This is a genomic window from Streptomyces sp. (assembly GCF_050698815.1).
GTDB lineage: Bacteria > Actinomycetota > Actinomycetes > Streptomycetales > Streptomycetaceae > Streptomyces.
The window spans coordinates 1-5,307 of record NZ_JBOHCV010000394.1 but is presented as its reverse complement, the minus strand read 5'-3'; the positions used below and the strand labels follow the sequence as shown (position 1 = coordinate 5,307).

Genomic DNA, 5,307 nt, shown 5'->3' with positions numbered 1-5,307 from the left:
CAGGCCCACCAGCCCGGACAGTTCGAACGGGCGCAGCAGCCGCTCCAGCTCGGCGCGTACCAGCGGCACCGACTCCTCGGACAGCTCCCTGTGCCCCGTTACCGCAAGTTTCGTCGCCATCCCGGTCGCTCTCCTTCGTCGTGTCGGTCAGCGCGCTCGCTTCCCGGGTGCGACCACGCATCGTGCGTGGACCGCCACCCGCTGTATCCGACCGTATAACCATATAGGGGCGTCAAGGCCCCAAGCAGCGCGCGCACCGCACGTCCGTCGCCCATGCGGCACACTGGACGTTTGGCCTGTGTGCCGGCACGGCAGCCGGTCCGGCCTCTCCAGCCCCCTCGCGAGACGGAGGAAGCACGCGTGAACGGTGGCCCCCTGATCGTGCAAAGCGACAAGACCCTGCTCCTGGAGGTCGACCATGAGCAGGCGGACGCGTGCCGCCGCGCCATCGCCCCCTTCGCCGAGCTGGAGCGCGCTCCCGAGCACATCCACACCTACCGGCTCACCCCCCTCGGCCTGTGGAACGCCCGCGCCGCCGGCCACGACGCCGAGCAGGTCGTCGACGCGCTCGTGGCCTACGCCCGCTACCCCGTACCGCACGCCCTGCTCGTCGACGTCGCGGAGACGATGGCCCGCTACGGGCGGCTGCGCCTGCTCAAGCACCCCACCCACGGCCTGGTACTGGAGAGCACCGACCGCCCGGTGCTGGAGGAGATCCTGCGCTCGCGCAAGATCCAGCCGCTGGTCGGGGAACGCATCGACGCGGACACCGTCGTGGTGCATCCCTCCGAGCGCGGCCAGATCAAACAGGTGCTGCTCAAGCTGGGCTGGCCCGCCGAGGACCTGGCCGGTTACGTGGACGGCGAGGCGCACGCCATCGACCTGAAGCAGGACGACTGGGCGCTGCGCCCGTACCAGCGGCAGGCCGTGGAGGGTTTCTGGCACGGCGGCTCCGGTGTCGTGGTGCTGCCCTGCGGCGCCGGCAAGACGCTGGTGGGGGCCGGTGCCATGGCCGAGGCGCGGGCGACCACGCTGATCCTGGTCACCAACACCGTCTCGGCCCGGCAGTGGAAGCACGAGCTGGTGCGCCGCACGTCGCTGACAGAGGACGAGATCGGTGAGTACAGCGGCACGAGGAAGGAGATCCGGCCGGTCACCATCGCCACGTACCAGGTCGTCACGACCAAGCGGAAGGGCGTCTACCCGCACCTGGAGCTGTTCGACTCCCGCGACTGGGGTCTGGTCATCTACGACGAGGTGCATCTGCTGCCCGCGCCTGTCTTCAAGTTCACGGCGGATCTCCAGGCCCGTCGCCGTCTCGGGCTGACCGCGACGCTCGTACGGGAGGACGGGCGCGAGTCGGACGTCTTCTCCCTCATCGGCCCCAAGCGCTTCGACGCGCCGTGGAAGGAGATCGAGGCGCAGGGCTACATCGCGCCCGCCGACTGCGTGGAGGTGCGGGTGAGCCTCACCGACGCGGAGCGGCTGGCGTACGCGACGGCCGAGACCGAGGAGAAGTACCGGTTCTGCGCGACCACCGACACCAAGCGGCGGGTGACCGAGGCGCTGGTGCGCAAGCACAAGGCGGACCAGACGCTGGTGATCGGGCAGCACATCGACCAGCTGGACGAACTGGGCGAACACATCGGCGCCCCCGTCATCAAGGGCGACACGACCAACAAGCAGCGCGAGAAGCTCTTCAACGCCTTCCGCGAGGGCGAGCTGACGTGCCTGGTGGTCTCCAAGGTCGCCAACTTCTCCGTCGACCTGCCGGAGGCCACCGTCGCCATCCAGGTCTCCGGGACCTTCGGCTCCCGGCAGGAGGAGGCCCAGCGGCTGGGCCGGGTGCTGCGCCCGAAGGCGGACGGCCATGAGGCCCGCTTCTACTCGGTCGTCGCCCGCGACACCATCGACCAGGACTTCGCCGCCCACCGGCAGCGCTTCCTGGCGGAGCAGGGGTACGCCTACCGCATCGTCGACTCCCACGACCTGCTGGCAGCCGAGTCCGAGCCCGACCCCGGACCCGAGTAGCAGCGGGCCGCCACCGCCGCCAGCAGCGCGAGGGCCAGCACCGGGTACGGCGAGGCGAGGGGCTGCTGCCACCACGCCAGCCGCAGGTCCCACCCGCCCGCCTTCGGCACCAGCCACAGGCTCCGCGCCGTGAAGACCACGCCGACGGCGAGGGCCGCCCATAGGCCGGCCCTCACGGACGCCAGCAGCACGAGCAGCGGCACGCACCACACCCAGTGGTGCGACCAGCTGATCGGGCAGACGAGCAGCGCGGTGAACGCGGTGACCACCGCGCCCCAGCCGTCCATCCCCTGCCGCAGGTACACCCGCCGGGCCAGCGCCAGCCCGGCCACCGAGACGAGGGCGGCCGGTAGCAGCCACAGCACGCCCGGCTCGGGGGTGTGCGCGAGGCGCGCGGCCAGCCCCTGCAGTGACTGGTTGTCGACGATCCACGCCTTCCCGACCCGGCCCGTCTCGAAGATCCGCCGGGTCCAGAACTCCACGCTGGCGGTGGGCAGTACGAGCACGCCCAGCGTGACCGTTCCGGCGAAGCCCGCCAGTGCCGTGAGCCCCGCCCGTACGCGTCCGGTCAGCAGCAGATAGACGGCGAAGATCGCGGGAGTGAGCTTGATGCCTGCCGCGACGCCGATGGCCAGACCCTTGCCGCGCGCATTGCCGGGCCGTCCCAGGTCCCACAGCACGAGGCAGACGAGCAGCAGGTTGATCTGCCCGAAGACGACTGTCTGGAAGACCGGTTCGAGCCACAGGCCGGCGGCCGTCGCAGCGAGCACCACGGGCAGCCCTCGCCCGTGCCACGGCGCTCGTGCCGGAGCGGCGAGGCGCAGCGAGAGCTGGACGAGGAGGGCGAGCAGCGCCGTGTTGCCGACGACGAAGGCGACCTTGGTGGCGGTCAGCGACAGCCAGCCGGCCGGTACGAACAGCAGCGCCGCGAAGGGCGGATAGGTGGCCGGCAACCGCCATCCGGTGACGGTGAAGCCGTAGAGATCGGCGCCGCTGACGACCGCTTCGCCTTCGGCGCGGTAGACCAGCACGTCGGCCATGGGGAAGCGCTGGGCGGCGCACAGCAGCGCCAAGGCGGTGAAGGAGAGGGCGAACAGCGCGACGGCGGCCCGCAACTCCGTTCGGGAGTGGCGGTCCGCGTCCAGCCCTGTCACGCGGGTGACGCTATCCGACGCGGGGAAACGTTCCGTGCTGCGACCTGCACGGGAAATCCGTTGGCGCCGCCGCCGCGTGCCTCACTAGGATTCCGCGTCTTGCCGCCTCCCGGACCGGGGAGGACCCCCGACCGCTCGGAAACCGGTCGGTGCTCTCTTCGCGCATCGCGTCAGCGCATCGCGTCACCGCATCGCGTCACGCATCGTTCGCCCCCGGAGGCACCACCATGTCCGCCCCTGCCCTGCCCCTCGACACCGAGCGGGCCCATCTCGCCGCGTCCCGTGCCGCGCTGCGCGCCATGCGCGAGGACACCGAAGCGCTCGACATCGCCGACGTCGCGGCCAACTGGGTCAACGCCGCGGTACTGCGGTCCGAGCTCGACGCCCGCATCACCTCCCTCGCCGACCTCCTCCACACCCCGCTCTTCTTCGGCCGCCTCGACTACCTCCCGCACCGGGACGGCGGCGCTGGCATGCCCTTCTACATCGGCCGCCGCCACGTGCACGACACCGACGGCGACCCGATGGTCGTCGACTGGCGGGCCCCGGTCTCCCAGCCCTTCTACCGGGCGTCGAAGAAGGACCCGCAGGACGTGGCGCTGCGCCGCCGGTTCGGCTACGCGGGCGGGGAGCTGACCGCGTACGAGGACGAGCACCTCACCGACCCGGACGAGGCGGAGGGGACGTCCCTGCTCCTCCAGACCGAGATCGAGCGCCCCCGAGTCGGCCCGATGCGGGACATCGTGGCGACGATCCAGCCGGAGCAGGACGAGATCGTACGGGCCGGGGTCGCCGGTTCCGTGTGCGTGCAGGGCGCGCCCGGCACCGGGAAGACGGCGGTCGGCCTGCACCGGGTCGCGTACCTCCTCTACACCCACCGCGAACGGCTCGCCCGCACCGGCACCCTCGTCATCGGCCCCAACTCCTCCTTCCTGCACTACATCGAGCAGGTGCTGCCCGCGCTCGGCGAGGTCGCGGTGCGGCAGGCGACGGTCGCCGACCTGGTGGCGCACGTGCCGGTGCGCGGCGCGGACGACGCGACCGCGGCCCGTATCAAGGGCGACGCGCGGATGGCCGAGGTGCTGCGGCGCGCGGTCCGGTCCGGGGTCAGCGTGCCCGAGGAGCCGTGCGTGGTGGTGCGGGGCTCCCGCCGATGGCGCGTTCCGGCATACGAACTGGCGGAGCTGATCGAGGAGTTGCTGACCCGCGACATCCGGTACGGGGCGGCCAGGGAGGCGTTGCCGCAGCGGATCGCGCACGCGGTGCTGGTCCGCATGGAGCAGGCGGGCGAGGCTCCCGACGACCGGGTGCAGGACGCGGTGGCCCGCGACGCGACCGTCAAGGCGGTGGTGAAGACCGCCTGGCCCGCCGTCGACCCGGCCAGGCTGGTGCTGCGACTGCTCTCCGAGCCGGACTTCCTCGCCGAGCAGGCCGCGGGCATCCTCAGCGCCGGTGAACAGAAGGCCGTGCTGTGGCCGAAGCCCGCCCGTGGCGTCAAGTCGGCCCCTTGGTCGGCTGCGGACGCCGTCCTCGTCGACGAGGCGGCCGACCTGATCAGCCGTACGGCCTCGCTGGGCCATGTGGTCCTCGACGAGGCCCAGGACCTCTCCCCCATGCAGTACCGGGCCGTCGGCCGCCGCTGCTCGACGGGTTCGGTGACGGTACTCGGCGACCTCGCGCAGGGCACGACGCCGTGGGCGACGGCGAGTTGGCAGGAGGCACTGCGGCACCTGGGCAAACCGGACGCGGCTCTCGAGGAGTTGACGGTCGGCTTCCGGGTGCCGCGCCAAGTGATCGCCTACGCGTCCAGGCTGCTGCCCGAGATCGCCCCGGAGCTGACGGAGGCGACCTCGATCCGGGAGTCGCCGGGGGACTTCACCGTACGGGCGTGCACGCCGGACGAGTTGACGGCGGAGGTCGTCGGCGCCTGCCGCGAGGCGCTGCTGCGCGAGGGCTCCATCGGCCTCATCGCCGCGGACGCGCGCGTACCGGCACTCGCCCGTGCCCTGGACGCGGCGGGCCTGCCGTGCCTCGCCCCGGGCGCGGAGACCAGCGCCGACGCCCGCCTCACCCTGGTCCCGGCGACCCTCGCCAAGGGCCTGGAGTACGACTACGTCGTCCT

General features: G+C 72.1%; 3 protein-coding genes. 2 read left to right on the top strand and 1 reads right to left on the bottom strand.

All coding sequences use genetic code 11. The annotated features are described in order from the left end of the window. Positions 1-360: 360 nt before the first annotated feature. On the top strand, positions 361-2,031 hold the full coding sequence (locus ACRDP3_RS14495; RefSeq protein WP_431517340.1) for a DNA repair helicase XPB: 1,671 nt from the start codon (positions 361-363) through the stop codon (positions 2,029-2,031). Here ACRDP3_RS14495 and ACRDP3_RS14490 read toward each other — a convergent pair. Further along, positions 1,965-3,185 (bottom strand): glycosyltransferase 87 family protein, encoded by a 1,221-nt coding sequence (locus ACRDP3_RS14490; RefSeq protein WP_431517339.1) that lies wholly within the window; start codon positions 3,183-3,185, stop codon positions 1,965-1,967. The two genes, ACRDP3_RS14495 and ACRDP3_RS14490, sit on opposite strands and share 67 nt — an antisense overlap. Positions 3,186-3,412: 227 nt before the next feature. Between ACRDP3_RS14490 and ACRDP3_RS14485 the strand changes: the two genes are divergently transcribed. Further along, the coding region (locus ACRDP3_RS14485) for a HelD family protein (protein WP_431517338.1) at positions 3,413-5,307 on the top strand (1,895 nt) is incomplete at its 3' end.